This is a genomic window from Pseudomonas lundensis, assembly GCF_002269125.1.
Taxonomy (GTDB): Bacteria; Pseudomonadota; Gammaproteobacteria; order Pseudomonadales; family Pseudomonadaceae; genus Aquipseudomonas; species Aquipseudomonas lundensis_A.
In genome coordinates this window covers 37708-53832 of the sequence record NZ_NQKI01000025.1, presented here as the reverse complement: position 1 = coordinate 53832, position 16125 = coordinate 37708, and the positions used below count along the sequence as shown (strand labels likewise).

The 16125-nt window shown below is 57.5% G+C and carries 16 protein-coding genes; 4 read left to right on the top strand and 12 right to left on the bottom strand.

The genetic code is table 11. The annotated features are described in order from the left end of the window. Nucleotides 1-43 precede the first annotated feature (43 nt). Nucleotides 44-511 carry a ferritin-like domain-containing protein gene (locus tag CJF39_RS15710; RefSeq protein WP_094994240.1) on the bottom strand — a complete coding sequence of 156 codons (468 nt, stop codon included), beginning with the start codon at nt 509-511 and terminating at the stop codon, nt 44-46. Between the two features lie 208 nt (nt 512-719). Here CJF39_RS15710 and CJF39_RS15705 point away from each other — a divergent pair, with 208 nt between their 5' ends. Both CJF39_RS15705 and CJF39_RS15700 read left to right on the top strand, forming a co-directional pair. Further along, nucleotides 720-956, top strand: a complete 237-nt coding sequence (locus CJF39_RS15705) for a DUF3820 family protein (RefSeq protein WP_019693207.1) — start codon at nt 720-722, stop codon at nt 954-956. A 12-nt stretch (nt 957-968) separates the two neighbouring features. Next, entirely contained in the window at nt 969-2156 is a 1188-nt protein-coding gene (locus CJF39_RS15700; protein WP_094994239.1) for an aminotransferase class V-fold PLP-dependent enzyme, read from the top strand. A gap of 80 nt (nt 2157-2236) precedes the next feature. On the opposite strand, the gene CJF39_RS15695 is transcribed toward CJF39_RS15700, so the two are convergent. The 3 genes from CJF39_RS15695 to zwf are packed head-to-tail and all read right to left on the bottom strand — an operon-like array spanning nt 2237 to nt 5089. After that, nucleotides 2237-2902: a bifunctional 4-hydroxy-2-oxoglutarate aldolase/2-dehydro-3-deoxy-phosphogluconate aldolase gene (locus tag CJF39_RS15695; RefSeq protein WP_070412592.1), complete on the bottom strand. Its 666-nt coding sequence runs from the start codon at nt 2900-2902 to the stop codon at nt 2237-2239. Nucleotides 2903-2919: 17 nt separating this feature from the next. Beyond that, the gene (pgl, locus tag CJF39_RS15690; RefSeq protein ID WP_094994238.1) at nt 2920-3633 is read right to left on the bottom strand and encodes a 6-phosphogluconolactonase; all 714 of its coding nucleotides are present in this window, start codon (nt 3631-3633) and stop codon (nt 2920-2922) included. After that, nucleotides 3620-5089 (bottom strand): glucose-6-phosphate dehydrogenase, encoded by a 1470-nt coding sequence (gene zwf / locus CJF39_RS15685; RefSeq protein WP_094994237.1) that lies wholly within the window; start codon nt 5087-5089, stop codon nt 3620-3622. The genes pgl and zwf overlap by 14 nt, the downstream gene beginning before the upstream one ends. Before the next feature lie 209 nt (nt 5090-5298). Here zwf and CJF39_RS15680 point away from each other — a divergent pair, with 209 nt between their 5' ends. Then, nucleotides 5299-6159 carry a MurR/RpiR family transcriptional regulator gene (locus CJF39_RS15680; protein WP_169835829.1) on the top strand — a complete coding sequence of 287 codons (861 nt, stop codon included), beginning with the start codon at nt 5299-5301 and terminating at the stop codon, nt 6157-6159. 33 nt (nt 6160-6192) lie between these two features. Here CJF39_RS15680 and CJF39_RS15675 read toward each other — a convergent pair whose 3' ends face one another. The 6 genes from CJF39_RS15675 to CJF39_RS15650 all read right to left on the bottom strand — a co-directional run bounded on the left by CJF39_RS15675 (nt 6193) and on the right by CJF39_RS15650 (nt 12864). After that, nucleotides 6193-7056 carry a D-hexose-6-phosphate mutarotase gene (locus tag CJF39_RS15675; RefSeq protein ID WP_094994236.1) on the bottom strand — a complete coding sequence of 288 codons (864 nt, stop codon included), beginning with the start codon at nt 7054-7056 and terminating at the stop codon, nt 6193-6195. 98 nt (nt 7057-7154) lie between these two features. Further along, nucleotides 7155-8492 carry a carbohydrate porin gene (locus CJF39_RS15670; protein ID WP_094994235.1) on the bottom strand — a complete coding sequence of 446 codons (1338 nt, stop codon included), beginning with the start codon at nt 8490-8492 and terminating at the stop codon, nt 7155-7157. 86 nt (nt 8493-8578) lie between these two features. Next, nucleotides 8579-9739, bottom strand: a complete 1161-nt coding sequence (locus CJF39_RS15665; protein ID WP_094994234.1) for an ABC transporter ATP-binding protein — start codon at nt 9737-9739, stop codon at nt 8579-8581. Between the two features lie 3 nt (nt 9740-9742). Beyond that, on the bottom strand, nt 9743-10579 hold the full coding sequence (locus CJF39_RS15660) for a carbohydrate ABC transporter permease (RefSeq protein WP_094994233.1): 837 nt from the start codon (nt 10577-10579) through the stop codon (nt 9743-9745). Beyond that, entirely contained in the window at nt 10572-11480 is a 909-nt protein-coding gene (locus CJF39_RS15655) for a carbohydrate ABC transporter permease (RefSeq protein WP_094994232.1), read from the bottom strand. Before CJF39_RS15655 ends, CJF39_RS15660 begins: the two co-directional genes overlap by 8 nt. Nucleotides 11481-11586: 106 nt before the next feature. After that, the gene (locus CJF39_RS15650) at nt 11587-12864 is read right to left on the bottom strand and encodes an ABC transporter substrate-binding protein (RefSeq protein ID WP_094994231.1); all 1278 of its coding nucleotides are present in this window, start codon (nt 12862-12864) and stop codon (nt 11587-11589) included. A gap of 349 nt (nt 12865-13213) precedes the next feature. Here CJF39_RS15650 and CJF39_RS15645 point away from each other — a divergent pair, with 349 nt between their 5' ends. Beyond that, nucleotides 13214-13858, top strand: a complete 645-nt coding sequence (locus CJF39_RS15645) for an AP2 domain-containing protein (protein WP_094994230.1) — start codon at nt 13214-13216, stop codon at nt 13856-13858. Nucleotides 13859-13916: 58 nt separating this feature from the next. Here the strand turns inward: CJF39_RS15645 and CJF39_RS15640 are convergent, their stop codons facing one another. After that, the gene (locus CJF39_RS15640; RefSeq protein WP_094994229.1) at nt 13917-15377 is read right to left on the bottom strand and encodes an ATP-binding protein; all 1461 of its coding nucleotides are present in this window, start codon (nt 15375-15377) and stop codon (nt 13917-13919) included. Next, nucleotides 15367-16104: a response regulator gene (locus tag CJF39_RS15635; protein WP_094994228.1), complete on the bottom strand. Its 738-nt coding sequence runs from the start codon at nt 16102-16104 to the stop codon at nt 15367-15369. The genes CJF39_RS15640 and CJF39_RS15635 overlap by 11 nt, the downstream gene beginning before the upstream one ends. Between the last annotated feature and the right edge of the window lie 21 nt (nt 16105-16125).

Genomic DNA, 16125 nt, shown 5'->3' with positions numbered 1-16125 from the left:
AAAAACGCCGGCTAACCGGCGTTTTTTTCATTTCAGGCTGCACTCAAGACTGAGCGCGGGCCTGATTGCGCAACGCTTTCACTTGGTCGTGGTTACGTTGTACACCGTGGTACTGGCGCTCTACCAGGTCACGGATGCCCACCAGATTATGCTTATTGATTGTTTCGATGGCGTCTTTGTAAGCCTTCAGCGCATGGTCTTCACCGCGCTCGGCTTCATTCAACACAGCCTCTTCATCCTTACCGGTAAACATGGACTTCACGTCCACCCAACGGCGGTGCAAATCACCGGCAACGCTGGTGCTGGTCTCCGGGTCGCCGCCCATGCTGCGCACGGCAGCCTGGAGTTCTGCCGCTGCGGCGGCGCAATCAGCGGAGCGCTTGGCGAACAAAGCTTTTAGCTCAGGGTGCTTAATGTCTTCTGCACAGGTTTTGAAACCTTCCTGGCCGTCTTTGCTGGTTTCGATCAGATCGTTCAAAACTTTGATGGATTCTTTATTGATGTCAGTCATTGTTCAATTCCTTACAAGGTTGAGGATCGTGCAATAGAGATTGCATGGCCCGTGCCAGACTTTTTATTTTTAAAAATACCTTTAAAAACAATGACTTAGTAATTAACTGAACTTCTGTATCCGGTTTTTTTGCATGATCTGTCAATTGGCCTGCATGCAGAATGCCTGTATTTTCCTGTTCAACGTTTCACGTAAGAAAGGCCGAACCATGAACCCCGAAAAACTCGAACTGCTGGTGACCCGCGAAATGCCGTTCGGCAAATATAAAGGCAGAATCATTGCCGACTTGCCCGGCCAGTACCTCAATTGGTTTGCGCGCGAAGGGTTCCCTCATGGAGAGCTGGGTGGTTTGCTGGCCTTGATGCAAGAGATCGATCACAACGGGTTGTCCGACCTGCTTGACCCGTTGCGTGCCAAACACGGAAAACCCAAACCCCGCCATTGACAGAGCGCCTCTATGCCAAGGATTGAAGATAACGCTCGCGACGAACACTTCTGGCACGCCATCACACAACGCTACGACTTGGCCCCCGGCCCGATCAATCTGGAGAACGGCTACTTTGGGCGCATGACCCGTGGCGTCGCGCAGGACTATGAGCGTCAGGTCGACTTCATTAACCGCAGCAACGCAGTGCATGTACGCCAGCGGTTTGATAACACGCAAAACCTGGAAATCCGCGATCAATTGGCCAACGTGCTCAAGGTCAGTCCTGCCAGCATTGCCCTGACCAACCGCGCATCAGATGCGTTGCAATCGCTGATCCGCAACTACAAGGGGTTGCAGCCCGGGGATCAGCTGCTGATCTGCGACCTCGAATACCACAGCGTTGAGTACGCCATGCGCTGGGTGGCGCAACAACGAGGGCTGGACGTCATTGAGATCACCCATGCCCATCCCGCCACGTACGAGAGCCTGCTGAACAGCTACCGCGAAGCCTTTGCGCAAAACCCGCGCATCAAACTGATGGCCCTGACCCATGTCACCCATCGCACCGGGCTGGTGATGCCAGTGCAGGCGATTATCGAATTGGCCAGAGAGCATGGTGTCGAGGTCATCCTGGACGGCGCTCATGCGCTGGGGCAGATCGAATTTGACCTGCCTGCCATGGGTGTCGCGTTTGCCGGGTTCAACCTGCACAAATGGATCGGGGCGCCGCTGACACTGGGTTTTATGTACATCGACCCGCAACGGCTGGCCGACATTGAACCGGACATGGGCAGCCAGCACTACCCCGAGCCAGACATCCGCAACCGCGCCCCTTACGGTACGCCTAATATTCCGGCCTGGTTGACCTTGCCCAAGGTGCTGCAAGAACACATCGACCTGGGGGGGGCACCGGTCAAGGGCGCACGCCTCAAGTACCTGCGTGATCTGTGGGTCAGTGAAGCGCGCAGATTGCCGGGTATCGAAGTACTGACGCCGGATGACCCGCGGCTGTATTGCGCCATTACTTCGATGCGCTTTACCCACGTGGACGATCAGCAGCCGATGGTTGAGCGCCTGCTTAAGGACTACAACATTTTTACCGTGGCGCGTAATGGCTCGGCGTGTGGCAGTTGCATTCGCATCACCGTAGGGTTGGCCACGACGCTGGATGACATCCATCAGTTGATCCGGGCCTTGCGAGAGATGGCGCAGGGCTAAATATCACAGGTAAAAAAAAGGTGCGCCGACCAAGCGCACCGAAAAACCGTAGAACACACAACACATTCGTTACAAAAGAATCAGTCCAGCAAGGCCAGGGCTTCAGCTGTGCACTCCTGAATGCGACTCCAATCGCCGTTTTTGATCCACTCGCTGTCGAGCATCCAGCTGCCGCCGACACACATCACGTTTTTCAACGCCATGTAGCTGCGGATATTGGCCGGGCTGACGCCACCGGTCGGGCAGAATTTCACTTCACCGAATGGCCCGCCCAGTGCCTTGATGGCCGCCACGCCACCGCTCACCTCTGCCGGGAACAGTTTGAAACGGCGATAACCCAGCCCGTAACCTTCCATGATCCCCGACGCGTTGCTGATACCGGGCAGCAGTGGAATATCGCTGGCCACACTGGCTTGCAGCAGGTCGCGGGTGATGCCCGGCGTCACGATAAATTGCGAACCCGCTTCTTCTGCCGCCGCCAGCATATGACGGTCCAGAATGGTGCCCGCACCGGTCACCAGCTCAGGGCGCTGATCACGCAGGATGCGAATCGCCTCCAGGCCAAACGCCGAACGCAGCGTGACTTCAAGGGCAGTGAGACCGCCCGCTGCCAGCGCATCGGCCAGCGGCAGAATGTCCTGCTTACGCGCAATGGTGATGACCGGCAGGATCCGGGCCTTGGCACACAGCGCATCGATCAGGGCGACTTTCTCAGCCATCGAAACGTTCGGGGTGGTTGTTTGCATGGCAGCTGATCCTTGGCTCATGGGCACCAGTAAATCTCTAACGTGGGTTGCAGAAAGGCACGAATCGGCAAGGCAGCAACATCAGTGCCGGCCAATGCCGTGTCAAGGGTGTTCAATTTGGCCTGCCCCTGAATCGACAGCACGGTGTGCTTTGCGCTGCTCAGCAGGCTACGGCTCATGCTCAGGCGCTGATGGGGCACGGTAGGCGCCAACATGGGCCAGCAACGACGCGGGTTATCCAGGTCTAAAGCGCTGGCCAGATTCGGGCTGCCCGGGAACAACGAGGCGGTGTGACCGTCATCGCCCATGCCGAGGATCAGCACGTCAATCGGCGGCAACTCGGCCAACTGGCGATCCGCTTGTTGTGCGGCCTCCTCAAGATTGGCCGCCACGTTGTATAAACCCACAAAGCGCGCCTTGGCTGCCGGGCCTTGCAGTAAATGCTTTTTAAGCAGGCCTGCGTTGCTGTCGGCATGTTCAACCGGCACCCAACGCTCATCGGCCAGACTGACCACTACGTGTGACCAGTCCACAGGCTGTTCAATCAGGCTGTGAAAAAACGCCACCGGGCTACGCCCGCCCGACACCACCAGCGTGGCGACGCCCTGCTTTTTAATCGCGTTGTTCAGTTGCAGGGCCACTGCCGCGGCCAATGTATCGGCCAACACGGCCGGAGCCGTGAAGGTGTGCGCATGGACGCCTTCAGGCAGTTTCAAATCAGATATCGCCATACCAGGACCTCCCGTCTCGGGTAATCAGGGCAATGGAACTCATCGGTCCCCAGGAGCCCGCCGCGTAAGGCTTGGGCGCATCGCCAGACTTCTTCCAGCCGGCGATCAACTGGTCGCACCATTTCCATGCCGCTTCAATTTCGTCTTTGCGCACAAACAGGTTTTGATTACCGCGCATGACTTCCAGCAATAGACGCTCGTAAGCGTCCGGGACCCGCGCACTGTGATACGTGTCGGAAAAATTCAATTGCAGCGGACCGCTGCGCAACTGCATGCCTTTGTCCAGGCCCTGGTCTTTGGTCATCACACGCAAAGAAATGCCTTCGTCCGGTTGCAGGCGAATGATCAGCTTGTTGCCGATTTGCAGACGCTGCTCAGGGGCGAAGATGTAGTGCGAGGGTTCTTTAAAGTGAATGACGATCTGCGACAGCTTCTGTGGCATGCGTTTACCGGTGCGCAGGTAAAACGGCACACCCGCCCACCGCCAGTTACGGATGTCGGCACGCAGCGCGACGAAGGTTTCGGTGTCGCTCTGGGTGTTGGAATTCTCCTCCTCCAGATAGCCCGGCACCGACTGCCCTTCGCTGTACCCGGCGATGTACTGGCCGCGTACAACCTGGGTGGTCAGACCCTCCGGGGTGATCGGTGCCAGCGCCTTGAGCACCTTGACTTTCTCATCACGAATGCTGTCGGCCGAAAGGTCCGCCGGCGGGTCCATGGCAATCAGGCACAACAGCTGCAACAGGTGGTTCTGGATCATGTCGCGCAGTTGACCGGCCTTGTCGAAATAGCCCCAGCGCCCTTCGATCCCGACCTTCTCCGCCACAGTGATTTCCACGTGGGAGATGTAACGCTGGTTCCACTGGGTTTCGAACAGGCTGTTGGCAAAACGCAGAGCGATCAGGTTCTGGACGGTGTCTTTGCCCAGGTAGTGGTCGATACGGTAGATACGGTTCTCGGGGAAGAACTGCGCAACGGCATCATTGACCTTGCGCGAAGATTCGAGGTCCGAACCGATCGGTTTTTCCAGCACCACACGGGTATTTTCGGTCAGGCCGACGCGGGACAAGTTTTCGCAAATGGCCCCGTACACCGACGCCGGGGTGGCGAAATAAGCGATCAAACGTTGTGCAGCGCCGGCCTGTTCGGCCAATGCCACGTAATCGTCCGTCTTGAGAAAGTCCACATGCAGGTAGCTCAATCTGGCCAGAAAGCGGCTGATGGCCTGGTCTTCGATTTCCTTGTCGCCCACGTACTGGCGCAACTGGCTGTCGATATGGGCCAGATGCGTGAGGGCGTCACCCGGCTCGCGGGCCAGTGCCAGAATGCGCGTGTTGTCATGCAACAGACCGGCACGATCCAGTTGATATAAAGCAGGGAACAATTTGCGCAGTGCCAGATCGCCAAGGGCGCCAAACAAGGCAAAGGTGCACGGTTCAACCGTAATCGAAGACATGATGTTGGTTCTTTTATCAAGTTAAGCTACAAATACCTTTTTTCAAGGCATCACTCAAGGAGAAATGTAGTAATAAACACAACATTTTCTCTAAATGCAGATTGCTACTAGTGGTGGTATCGGGCCAACAGTAGGATAGGCCACCTTCCAGCGCCGCATTCACGTGCGGCTCTTTTGCATCGACGCCCCAAGGAACATAAATGGACCGCGTGCGCAATTTACTCGAACAAATCAAAGGCCGCCTCGAAGAGCTGAACAAGGCCGAGCGCAAAGTGGCCGAAGTCATTCTGCAAAACCCGCAGCAGGCGACCCGTTTCAGCATCGCGGCGCTGGCCCAGGCCGCGTCGGTCAGCGAACCGACCGTCAACCGTTTCTGCCGCTCATTCGGCGTCAGCGGTTACCCCGAGCTCAAGCTGCAACTGGCGCAAAGCCTGGCCAGCGGCGCCGCGTATGTCAGCCGCGCCGTGGAAGCGGACGACAACCCCGCCGCTTACACCCAGAAAATTTTTGGCAGCGCCATCGCCTCGCTGGACAGTGCGTGCCAGGCACTGGACCCAAACCTGATCAGCCGCGCCGTGGACCTGTTGATTCAAGCCCGACAGATCCACTTTTTCGGTCTCGGCGCCTCCGCCCCGGTCGCACTGGACGCCCAGCACAAATTTTTTCGCTTCAATTTGGCAGTCACGGCTCACGCGGATGTGCTGATGCAACGCATGATCGCCTCCGTGGCCCACACGGGCGAACTGTTTGTGATTATTTCGTACACCGGGCGCACCCGCGAACTGGTGGAAGTGGCCCGCATTGCACGGGCCAACGGCGCTTCCGTGCTGGGTTTGACGGCAGAAAACTCACCACTGGCCAAGGCCAGCACCTTGAGCCTGAACATTCCGCTGCCTGAAGACACGGACATCTACATGCCCATGACCTCACGCATTATCCAACTGACAGTGCTGGACGTGCTGGCAACCGGCATGACCCTGCGCCGTGGTGTGGATTTCCAGCCGCACCTGCGCAAAATCAAAGAAAGCCTCAACGCCAGCCGTTACCCGGTGGGCGATGAGCTGGAGTGAATGGCCTCCAGATCGCGGCCTGATCCCGGGCGATTACCCGGCACACAACCCCGCTCGCGCATGCAGGCTTAAATGCGCCTGTTCACCCGGCGCCAGGCTCTGATGCCGGGTGCCGCCACTGGTGGACTCGACACACACAAACCCCATGACTTCGCTCCAACTGACGCCCAGCAACGGGCGTTTGCCAGGGTGCCACACCACGGTGTTGCCACTGTCGCCGGTATCAATGCTCAACGCACGCTGCCAGGCCTGGTCGTTGAGCTGCATTTCACCGTCGTGGTGAAACACGCGCTGGCAACCGCCTTCCACCCGCAACTCGCCTTTTTGTTTACACGGCTCACGATTCAACTGGTCATACCCCACCACCCCGTCCAGCCCGGACAGCGCTACCTCAGCAACGTCACCAATACGCCAGTAAGCGCGTAGCGCCTGACTCATGTGGCAGGGTTCATCATCTTGATGCTCAGTACTCAGGCGCAATTCCATGTTCTCACCCAACCGGGCGTGCAAATCCACTTGCCAGTCGCACAACTGCAAACGCCAGTGCAGGCTTACGCCCTCTTCGTCCGCATGGCTGTCCAGCAACTTCCAGTCGATCAACCGCGCCCAACCATGGGACGGCCACGCATTTTCGCTTGGATGACGGCCGTACCAGGGCCAGCAGATCGGCACACCTCCGCGAATGGCGCCCACTTGCGGCCATTTCGCTGCACACCAGAGCCAAGGCTTTTGCCCGGTCGGCTTGAAGTGCAGCAACTGCGCGCCCTGACGACTGAACACGGCCTGACAATGGGGATGGTCGATTACCAGCACGTCGCGTTGCTGAAAGCGTTCCCACTGAAAAACAGGCTGTTCACGTTTGGATTTGAAAAAGCGATGAAGTGGATGCTCGTGCATGTGCCGCAGTCCTGAAAAATCATGCGTCGGGTTGGGCCGACCCGAAAAAAAGCGGATAGCCGAGGCTACCCGCTAGATAAAGCGCAAGCTTAGCGCAATTAGAACGTCGACTGAATTTTCAGCCCGGCGACCAATGCGTTATCAACGTTGTCCACGCCGCCCGGGTGAGCGATGTATTGCAGGTTTGGACGCACGGTCAACCAATTGGTCACGTGGAAGCCGTAGTTGAGTTCGTAGTTGTACTCAGTGGAGCGCAAAGGCGAGTACAGCGGATCACTGTAATCGGTAGCGCCGATGGACGCGTTAATCAGCTCAGCGCTTTTCTTCACGTCATCGTTGACATGGATACGGGCTGCGCCGATGCCGATGTCATCTTTAGGACGCGCATCGAAAGGCCCTTTGTACACGAACATCAGCGACTGGTAGTTGTCGACGATGTTGGTGGCCTTGTCGTGAAAGGTAGCATTGGCAGCTACGTGCAGGCCGCGAGACGGGTCACCGTTGTGTTGCGTGAGCTGTTGCTGCACGACAAACCAGTAACCATGCTTGCTGTCGCGCACCCGGTAGCTTTGACCGTCATTGGTGAGGTCGACCCGCACGTCATCAGCTGGCGCGGTGCTCTTGTAGTAACCGACCCGGTACTCGCCCGGCAAATCGTTGACCTTGGGCGACCAGACCAATTCAACCGGCAAGACGGTGCCTTTGGTGCCGCTGCCACTCAGCTTGAAACCATTGCCGTGTTCGAGCTGCGACGGGTTCTGGTTGTAGGCGCCGATCTGCGCATAAAGCTCGGGCGTGATGTTGTACTTGACCCGCAACGCCGCCTGACTGACCGGCCAGTTGTACCAAATGTTGGTGGCCCAGTTGCCCACCTGGGAGCCGCAGAACGCCAGGTTCTGGAACTCGCAAGGGAAGGTATTGAAATCCTCGCCTTCGCCAAAGTACCCCGCTTTGACGTCCAGCTTACCTTCGAGGAACTGATGCTGGATCCACAATTGGGTCAAACGCACCATATGGCCACGGCCGTAAACTTCCTGCGAGGAACTCAACGTGCCTGCCCGCGGATCGCCTACGCGGTCATTGGAGATACTTTGGCCATTACGGTTTGTGAGCTGAATCTTGGCCTGGGTGTTATCCCATCCCCAGAGTTTTTCCAGGTCCAACGCCACGCCCAAACCAAACTGATCGCTGTAACGCGCCGTTTTGTCGTGGTTGTACCCCCCATGCAGGTTGGCCCCCACTTCACCAACGTAATCCGCCTTGATGTCGATACCCTGCTCGATCAATTTGGTCCGCTCGCCGCCCCAGTCGCCTGTCATCCATTTCGAGTCGGCGCTGAAGGCTTCGGCCGCATAACTGCCGGTCGCACCCAAGCTGAGTGCGGCAATCACCGACAACTGGCAGGCCAGACGGGTGCGGGTCATTGTGTTGTTCATCCCTTGGATCCTCGTTGGTTTCTTATTGGCTTTGTTTAACGCGGCACCGCTCAAGAAGCACCTGATGACAGGCTCCCTGTACAGATTCAACGCCCCTTGAAATGCGCCACGTTATCCGCCCGGTTCTGCGCGGGGGGCGCACTCATTGCCCCCAATCGCTCACCTGTGTTTGCATCAAACAGTAGCACTTTCGCAGGATCGAACTGCAAGTTGAGGCTTTGACCGACCTGAGGCGCATCATCAGGGGCCAGACGGCAGCACACTTTGCTGCCATTGAGGCTCACAAACACCAGCGTGTCCGGCCCGGTGGGCTCTACCACCTGCACTTCAGCGCGGATGGTCGGCAGCCCATTGGGCTCGCTTGCCGCCAGCACGATCTGTTCGGCGCGAATACCAATGATCACGTCACGGTCTTCCAGACCCGCGTCACGCGTGCCCAACGGCAACTCGCAACGCGCCTGACCGCTGTCGAGCAACGCCAATAAGCGCCCTTCCTGGCGCTGTAAACGCAACGGGATGAAGTTCATCGGTGGCGAGCCAATAAAGCTGGCGACAAACAGGTTAGCCGGATCGTTGTAGATCTGTTTGGGGGTGCCGAACTGCTGGATGATGCCATCCTTCATTACCGCCACTTTGTCACCCAGGGTCATGGCTTCGATCTGGTCATGGGTGACATACACGGTGGTCGTTTTCAGGCGTTGATGCATCAACTTCATTTCGGTACGCATCTCGACCCGCAGCTTGGCGTCGAGGTTGGATAACGGCTCATCGAACAGATAGATCTTCGGCCGGCGAGCCAGCGCCCTGCCCATGGCCACGCGCTGCTGTTGCCCGCCCGACAGTTGGCCCGGCTTGCGATTGAGCAGGTGCTCGATTTGCAGCAACTTGGCCACCCGCGCCACCTCTTCATCAATGGCTGCAGTGCTCATTTTGCGAATCTTGAGGCCGAAAGCGATGTTGTCGCGCACGTTCATCGTCGGGTACAGCGCGTATGACTGAAACACCATGGCGATGTCACGATCCTTGGGGCTCATGCCACTGATGTCGGCATCGTCCACCAGAATCGCCCCGCCGCTGATGCTCTCCAGCCCCGCGATGCAGTTCATCAACGTGGATTTGCCGCACCCCGACGGGCCAACCAGAATTAGAAACTCGCCGTCGTCGATTTTCAGTTCGATGTTTTTCAGCGTGTCCGGCAAACCCTTGCCATAGGTTTTGTTGACGTTGCGTAATTCGAGCGTTGCCATGCGTTACCCCTTGACCGCGCCGGACGTCAGCCCGCGCAGGAAATACTTGCCCGCAAAAATGTAGACCAGCAGTGTCGGCAGCCCGGCAATCATGGCCGCAGCCATGTCGACGTTGTATTCCTTGGCCCCGGTGCTGGTGTTGACCAAATTGTTCAGCGCCACAGTGATGGGCTGCGCGTCGCCACTGGCAAACACCACGCCGAATAGAAAGTCGTTCCAGATTTGAGTGAACTGCCAGATCAGGCACACCATGATGATCGGCACCGACATCGGCAGCAGAATCCGCCCGAAAATCGTGAAGAACCCCGCACCGTCCAGACGCGCCGCCTTGACCAGTGCGTCGGGGATGCTTACGTAGTAGTTACGGAAAAACAGCGTAGTGAAGGCCAGCCCGTAGACGACGTGCACCAGCACCAGACCGGTGGTGGTGTTGGCCAGCCCCAGCTTGCCGATGGTGAACGAGGCTGGCAGCAAGACGGTCTGGAACGGCAGGAAGCAGCCGAACAACAGCAATCCGAAAAACAGCTGCGAGCCGCGAAAGCGCCACATCGACAGGACATACCCGTTCAGGGCGCCGATGAACGTGGAGATCAGCACCGCCGGAACGGTGATTTTGACCGAGTTCCAGAAATAGCCGCCCACCGTGTCCCAGGCCTTGAGCCAGCCAATCCCGTCGATCACCTGCGGCCAGCTCAGCAGGTTGCCGGTGCGGATGTCTTCCGGGCTTTTGAAACTGGTGAGCAACATCACCACCAGAGGCACCAGATACACCGCTGCGGCGAGGATCAACGTGGCGTAAATCGCCAGACGGCTGAAGGTAAAACGCTGCGCATTAATCATGGCGTTTATTCCTCAGTTCGGAATACAGGTACGGCACCAGAATGGCCAGGATCGCCCCCAGCATCATGATTGCACTGGCAGAGCCGACGCCCATTTGCCCACGGCTGAATGTAAAGGAGTACATGAACATGGCCGGTAAGTCAGACGAGTAACCCGGCCCGCCTGCGGTCATCGCGGACACCAGGTCAAAACTCTTGATCGCGATGTGCGACAGAATCATGAACGCGCTGAAAAAGACCGGACGCAGGCTGGGCAACACGATGCGTAAATAGATGGTCGGCAGGCTTGCACCATCGACTTGAGCGGCGCGAATGATAGATTGATCCACACCGCGCAACCCGGCCAAAAACATCGCCATCACAAACCCCGAGGCTTGCCACACGGCGGCGATCACCAGGCAATACACCACACGGTCCTGATCCAGCAGCCAGTCGAACCGAAAGCCCTCCCACCCCCAGTCGCGGAGCATCTTGTCGAGCCCGAGCCCGGGATTGAGCAGCCATTTCCAGGCGGTACCGGTGACGATCATCGACAGCGCCATCGGGTACAGGTAAATGGTGCGAATGAAGCCTTCTTTGCGGATGCGCTGGTCGAGTAGCACGGCCAGAAACACGCCTAACACCAGGCTGATGGCAATGAACAAACCGCCAAACACTGCCAGGTTTTTACTGGCCACCCACCAGCGATCGTTTTCCATCAGGCGCACGTATTGCTGCATGCCCACCCATTTGTAGCTGGGCATGAAACTGGAGTTGGTGAACGACAGCACAAAGGTCCACAGAATGTAGCCATAGAAGCCAACCAATACGATCAGCATGCTGGGTGCCAATACCAACTTGGGCAACCAGCGTTGCAGCGCATCAAACGGCGAGGCTTTACTCAAAACAGCCACGGCACTCATCGAATTGCTCCCGAGAGGGTATGCCGGCATCTGCCACTGCAAATGCCGCACAAGCCGGGTAAATAAGAGGACGCCGCACGGGCGTGCGGCGGTTCATGTCAGCGGATTACTGGGCTGCCTTGATCGCTGCAAACAGTTTCTTGCCTGCCTTTGACGGGTCGGCGTTTTTGTCACTCATGAAGTTGGACACGGTGTCGAAGATCGCCCCCTGCACCGCCAGGGAGGTGGCCATGTTGTGGGCCATGCTTGGCACCTGGCCTTTTTCACCCGCGCCGGCAAAGTCTTTGGCCGAGGCTTGAGCACAGCTGTCGAACTTGCTCATGTCCAGGTCATTGCGAACCGGAATCGAGCCTTTGTTCTGGTTGAAGACGTACTGGAACTCAGGTTCCAGCGCGACTTTGGCCAGATCGTCACGTGCTGCATTGTTGCCGGGGGTGTCATTCTTTTTGGCCAGCTTGAACATCGCCAGTGAATCGATGTTGTAGCTGAAGCTGCCGTCGGTACCGGGGAATGGCACGCATTGGTAATCCGTGCCGGCTTTTTTGCCGGCCGCCGTCCATTCACTTTTCGCCCAGTCGCCCATGATCTGCATACCGGCCTTGCCGTTAATGACCTTGGCTGCTTCCAGGTTCCAGTCCTGCCCCGTGCCGTCCGGATCCATATAGCCCTTCAGCTTTTTCAGGTGGGTGAAGACTTCGGTCATCTGCGCGCTGGTCAACGTCCCTTCGTCGAGGTCTACAAAAGCCTTTTTGTAGCCCTCTGGCCCCATAACACTCAGCACCAGGTCCTCGAACACTGTGCTGTCCTGCCAGGGTTGTCCGCCGTGGGCCAATGGAATAAAACCGGCCGCCTTGAGCTTGTCGCCTGCGGCATACAGTTCATCCAGGGTGGTGGGCGCCTTTTCGATACCGGCGCTCTTGAAGACTTCAGGGTTGATCCACAGCCAGTTCACACGATGGATGTTCACCGGTACGGCTACGTAGTGGCCGTCGTACTTCATGGTGTCGGAGACCGTTTTGGGGAGCAGCTTTTCCCAGTTGTTGGTCTTTGCCACTTCATCCACGTTGGTCAGCAAGCCGAGGGCGGCCCAGTCCTGAATATCGGGTCCCTTGATTTGCGCGGCAGACGGCGGGTTACCCGACACGGCACGGGTCTTGAGCACGGTCATGGCCGCTGCGCCACCGCCCCCTGCCACCGCGCTGTCCTGCCAGGTGTAGCCGTCTTTTTCGACCAGCTTTTTCAGCACATCGACTGCTTTGGCTTCGCCACCTGACGTCCACCAGTGCACCACTTCAACGTTACCGTTGGTGTCGGCTGCATAGGCATTGAGAGGGAAAATGGAGGCGAGAGAAATAACAAGGGCGAGGCGATTGAACGCGTTCATCGGTAGACCTTTCTTGTTGTTATGACGGGGCAAGTCTGGTGCTTGCGCTTGGGTCGAGTGTAGTCATCCGGCATTGGCCGCACGTAACGAAGAGATGCGTCTTTGTCACCATCCAGTGACAAAGCACGTAAATACGATCGTTTTAAACAGCATTCACGTACTACAAGCTGGTGAATCTGAAAAAAAGAAGATTCTTTTCCATCAGACGTGTAAAGCAATTTCCGCATTGCCTGTAGGACGCATCCCTAAGTCCCTTTCCCACGTTGTACCCATTAAATACATCGGCGAATCTTCTCTACATCGTTACAACTTATGAACGGATGTCGACACCCATCAGGAGATAACAGCCATGTCCAGAAGTAACCCTTTTCTGCCCAACCAGCACTTCATCTACCCGCTTAAACATCAGAACGGTGAGATTTACGCCTGGAAAGTCGATATCCAGCGTGCAGGAAAAGTACACGTTCAAGTGTTCGATGCGAACGAGTATGGCGGTATAGACGCAGCGTTACAGGCCGCTGAGCATGCGCGCAATCAATGGGTGTTGAAAATGCCGCAGACCTTTAGCTATGAGAGCCGTCAACGCTTGATGCCTCACAACACCAGCGGCCATGCCGGGGTTTACCGGATCCAGTCCAACAATATTGAATATTGGCGGGCCACAACCCGCATTCACGGTTACAACTTGAGCAAAAGTTTTCGCATCGACCGTTATGGCGACGAGCAGGCCAAAATGATGGCACTGCAAGAGCGCAAGCGGCAGTTAACGCTGTGTAACGAACCTTACGACGTGGCCATGGAAAAGCTGCAGCAGCACTTCAGTCAAACCAGCGCACGCATTCGAGAAAATCGTATCAAAGCGGCCATGAGCAAAAAGGTTCAAGAACCCGAAACCGAGCCCGCTGCCAGTTCTTGCCTGGAGCCTGTGCTGCCCATTACGCCAGAACAGGCAAGCCTGTCCATCAGTCGGCATTTGGCGGCAAGCGGCAAATGACCCGAAGGTTTGCGATGTTGCTCTTGCAGTCTTGGGCCGGGAACTCCCCGGGCCCGTTTTAATCCGCCGCTCGCGGTATCGACAACGTGACCCGCAAGCCACCCTCGCGCAGGTTCTGCAAGCTGACTTCCCCTCCGTGGCTATGGGCGATGTTGCGGGCGATACCCAGCCCCAAACCATAGCCCTGCTGATGCCCGGACAGCCGAAAATGCGGCTCGAACACTTGTTCCAGCCGCTGCTCAGGAACCCCGGGGCCGTCATCGTCTACATGCAAGACGAACGTGTGCGCATGGTCTTCGATCACCAAATGCGCGTGCTTGCCGTACTTGAGCGCATTGTCGATCAAGTTACCCATGCAGCGCCGCAAGGCCAGGGGTTTGCCGGAAAAGGGCCGCAACGCGCGCCCGGTCACTGTGACGCGACCATTACCGTGCGGCAGCACGTAGGGCTCGATCAGACAATCCAGCAAAAGAGTCAGGTTCACCGATTCGATGTTCTCGTGAATATCGGTGTCTTTCACACATTGCAAAGCACCTTTGACCAGCAACTCAAGCTCATCAAGATCCCGCCCGAACTTGTGTTGTAACGCCTCGTTTTCCAGTAGCTCGACGCGCAAGCGCAATCGGGTGATCGGGGTCCGCAGGTCGTGGGAAATTGCGCTGAACAATTGGCTGCGCTCCGTGAGATAACGGCTGATGCGTACCCGCATGGTATTAAACGCTCGCCCGACCTCAGCCACCTCGCTGCCGCCCCCGATCTCGACCGGCTCGACGTCTTCCTCGCCCAGCGACAAATCCCGCGCAGCACGAGCCAGACGCTTGAGTGGACGACTTTGCCAGTGCACCAGCAAACCGATGGAGAGCAACAAGAACCCGCTGCTCAGCGCGATAAACCATAACTGCATCGCGGGCAGGCCTTCTTCCTCGAGGCTGGTGTAAGGCTGGGGCAGCAAGGAAGCGATGTACAGCCACTCTCCGGGGGACATTTGGATTTGCGTCACCAGAACTGGGGGATTGACCGGTTCCAGCGTCAGGGCAAAGTGCGCCCAGGAACGTGGCAGCTCATCCAGCGTCAGGCCGGCGTTGAAAATCCGCAGGTCTTGCGGGCTGACGAATTTCACCGACATGTCGACAGCGGGGCCCAAGGATTCACGCAGCACCTGGTCCACCGCCTCAAGAACAGCCTGTTTGCGCTGTGTCAGCGGCAACGCGCGCATCTCTAGGGGCCGCTCATTGAGGCTCACAACAAAGCGCGTACCGCCCATGCTGCGCATCTGGTCCAGTACCAGTGGCCGGTAGGCCAGCGGCAGTGACTTCATATAACTGACGGTGGCATTCATCGAATGCGCCAGGCTGCGCGCACTGGTGACGAGCCCTTGCAGTTGCGTCGCCCGCAGTTGCGACAGCCAGATCACGCTGGACAAGGTTTGTGCCAGCAAGATGGCGATCAACGTGAGCAACAGCATGCGGCCAAGCAATGAGCGGGGTATACGCGGCCTGCGCCAGTTCTTAATGGCCATGACCCGTCGTCACCTCGGCAGCCAACTGATAGCCGCTGCCGCGAATGGTGCGGATCAATCGCGGGGGCTTTTCGGTATCGCGCAGGCGCTGGCGCAAACGGCTGACTGCCATGTCGACAATTCGATCCAGCGGCATCAGGTCGCGACCACGGGTGGCATTGCCGATGGTGTCGCGGTCCAGAATTTGTTGCGGGTGGTCGAGAAACAGTTTGAGCAAGGCAAAGTCGGCCCCCGACAGAATCACCTCTTCGCCGTCCGTGTGAAATAGCCGATGGGTAACGGTGTTCAGGCGCCACGCTTCAAACGCCATGATTTCATGGCCTGCCCCTGCGCCAGCAGTGGCAAATTCCACACGCCGCAGCAGCGCCTTGATTCGCGCCTGTAATTCGCGGGGGCTGAACGGTTTTCCAAGGTAGTCGTCGGCGCCCAGTTCCAGGCCGAGCACGCGGTCAGTTTCATCGGAACTGGCGGTGAGCATGATGATGGGCGTGCGGGCACAACGCGGATGCTGCCGGACCCAGCGACACAGGCTGAAGCCATCCTCGTCGGGCAACATGACGTCCAGAATCAACAAATCGCAGGGTGTGTGTTCGAGGGCGTTGCGAAAGCTTGCGCCATCACCCACCGTGCACACCTGAAAACCGGCGCGGGTCAGGTAGATATCCAGCAGTTCACGAATTTCCTGATCGTCGTCGACCAGCAAAATGGATTTACCGAGTGAGCTCACAGCGGTGTTCCTTATTATTTT

Coding starts and splice junctions, on each gene's coding strand:
- CJF39_RS15710 (WP_094994240.1), bottom strand. CDS start 511: ATGACTGACATCAATAAAGAATCCATCAAAGTTTTGAACGATCTGATC.
- CJF39_RS15705 (WP_019693207.1), top strand. CDS start 720: ATGAACCCCGAAAAACTCGAACTGCTGGTGACCCGCGAAATGCCGTTC.
- CJF39_RS15700 (WP_094994239.1), top strand. CDS start 969: ATGCCAAGGATTGAAGATAACGCTCGCGACGAACACTTCTGGCACGCC.
- CJF39_RS15640 (WP_094994229.1), bottom strand. CDS start 15,377: ATGGCCATTAAGAACTGGCGCAGGCCGCGTATACCCCGCTCATTGCTT.
- CJF39_RS15670 (WP_094994235.1), bottom strand. CDS start 8,492: ATGAACAACACAATGACCCGCACCCGTCTGGCCTGCCAGTTGTCGGTG.
- CJF39_RS15645 (WP_094994230.1), top strand. CDS start 13,214: ATGTCCAGAAGTAACCCTTTTCTGCCCAACCAGCACTTCATCTACCCG.
- CJF39_RS15665 (WP_094994234.1), bottom strand. CDS start 9,739: ATGGCAACGCTCGAATTACGCAACGTCAACAAAACCTATGGCAAGGGT.
- CJF39_RS15655 (WP_094994232.1), bottom strand. CDS start 11,480: ATGAGTGCCGTGGCTGTTTTGAGTAAAGCCTCGCCGTTTGATGCGCTG.
- CJF39_RS15695 (WP_070412592.1), bottom strand. CDS start 2,902: ATGCAAACAACCACCCCGAACGTTTCGATGGCTGAGAAAGTCGCCCTG.
- CJF39_RS15650 (WP_094994231.1), bottom strand. CDS start 12,864: ATGAACGCGTTCAATCGCCTCGCCCTTGTTATTTCTCTCGCCTCCATT.
- pgl (WP_094994238.1), bottom strand. CDS start 3,633: ATGGCGATATCTGATTTGAAACTGCCTGAAGGCGTCCATGCGCACACC.
- CJF39_RS15675 (WP_094994236.1), bottom strand. CDS start 7,056: ATGCACGAGCATCCACTTCATCGCTTTTTCAAATCCAAACGTGAACAG.
- CJF39_RS15660 (WP_094994233.1), bottom strand. CDS start 10,579: ATGATTAATGCGCAGCGTTTTACCTTCAGCCGTCTGGCGATTTACGCC.
- zwf (WP_094994237.1), bottom strand. CDS start 5,089: ATGTCTTCGATTACGGTTGAACCGTGCACCTTTGCCTTGTTTGGCGCC.